Here is a 952-nt window from a genome sequence, read left to right on the forward strand (position 1 = left end):
GGAGCTTCACGTGGACCCCCCCCCGCAGCCCCGTGCCCAAATTGGAGGGGCACGTCAGGATGTAACCCAGGTGCTCCGTCCACATGAAGGGGTGCCCGGCCTTCTTGAAGATCTCCTCGATCTTCTTGAGGCCGACGCAGAAGCGCCGGAAGACCTCCTTCATATTTCCTCCCTTCTCCATGGAGATGACCCTCAGGTGGTCCTCCTCATTCACCCACACCAGGAACGTCTTGTTGTCGTTGTGCCAGATGCCCCTGGCGTCGGGCCAATCTCGGGCCATCCCGGATGCGAGCAGCAGTGGGGAGACGGGTTTATCGAACAGGAAGTGGTCGTCGATCAGCTGCTGCTGCTCCTGCTCCGTCATGGCCTTCAGAGGGTAATAGCGGCCCTTGAACTCCCCCTCCAGGCTGTTCAGGGCTTCCACGGACAGCTTCTCGACGGCGCGCCGCTCCCCACGGCTGCAGTGTGGGGGCAGGGAGTACCCCTTAATGCTTCTCCCCGTGCGCACGCGGCTGCTCAGCACGTATTTGGGGTCCAGGTCGTCACCCCCCTTGAGGTTCTCGTGGTTGAGGTCGGTGCGGTGCTTATCGGTGGGTTTGTACCCCCCGTGGCGGTCCTGGATGACGGGGTCGAAGAGATCCTTGAACACCTCGTAGGACTCCTCGTCCCCCGCCACGCAGCCCACCGTCATGATGAATGGGTGACCGGGGTTATCGACCCCGGTTTGGATGACGTCGTCGAGGGTGAATCCGCTCGGGGTCTCCTTATCCCGGAGGCGTTTGTAGAGCTCCGGGGTGAGGACTTTGGCCATGTGGTTGTTGTGCTTCGAGAGGTCCGGGAATTCCTCCTCGGCTGAGAACTTCAGCTTGTGTTTGTTGTGGGTGCTGCTGAACGGCATGGCCGGCGGCGGGGGGGGCTGCGTTCAAACGAGACGGAACAGCGGCGGAGCGGC

Annotated in this window: 1 protein-coding gene; it reads right to left on the reverse strand. The window is 62.3% G+C overall.

Features of this window, described 5'->3' with window-relative positions:
- Nucleotides 1-898: creatine kinase family protein (locus tag FKR81_RS43115; protein ID WP_146361388.1), on the reverse strand; the 898-nt coding region annotated here is incomplete at its 3' end.
- Between the last annotated feature and the right edge of the window lie 54 nt (nt 899-952).

Source organism: Lentzea tibetensis, from assembly GCF_007845675.1.
Lineage (GTDB): Bacteria > Actinomycetota > Actinomycetes > Mycobacteriales > Pseudonocardiaceae > Lentzea > Lentzea tibetensis.